The organism is Athalassotoga sp. (genome assembly GCF_049965695.1).
Classification (GTDB): Bacteria; Thermotogota; Thermotogae; order Mesoaciditogales; family Mesoaciditogaceae; genus Athalassotoga.
Window position 1 is genome coordinate 1 of the sequence record NZ_JBMFWB010000077.1, and the last position, 582, is coordinate 582.

The 582-nt window shown below is 41.9% G+C and carries 1 pseudogene; it reads left to right on the forward strand.

Going from position 1 to position 582, the window contains the following annotated elements:
- Positions 1 to 95: 95 nt before the first annotated feature.
- A pseudogene (locus ACP5NR_RS08820) lies at positions 96 to 582 on the forward strand (hypothetical protein); the annotation flags it as partial.

The following is a 582-nucleotide window of genomic DNA, read 5'->3' on the forward strand; positions in this document are numbered from 1 at the left end:
GCCGTCGAAGCTATGGCTGAGGAGCAAGGAATTAAGTCGCTCAAACTACAAAACCGACGTAAAACAACGTTCTACCCTGCCGATTGGATTGAGGAGTGGACTACAACAACAAAAACAACGACCACGACGACGAAGACGATACCGAATTTGAAAATGAAGAAAACAACAATGCAGAATATGAAGACGACGATGCGATCGAGGAGGAAGAAAATTTTGATCAAGTTTACCGTCAAGACATTGATGAATTATTTGCAGATTCAACAAAGAATGAAGAGGCCAATCCAACTGACATAGAAGAAAATGAAGCTGAAGATCAGCAAGAAGAAGAGGCACAAGATGATGATGCCCAAGAGGATCCTGAGCCAGAAGCACAACCTGAGCGAGTGCAACCACCAAGAAACCGTCAAGCACCGGTAAGATTGACGTATGCTCAGTCAAAAGGAAAAGAAAAACATGTCAAATTTGATATCACTGTGAATTCAGAAGATGTTGAGGAATATAATCAGCAGTATGCAATGCTGATTGCAAATTGCATGGCAGAGATCAATGCCAAAGCTACTATGTATGGTTCATGCTATGGTC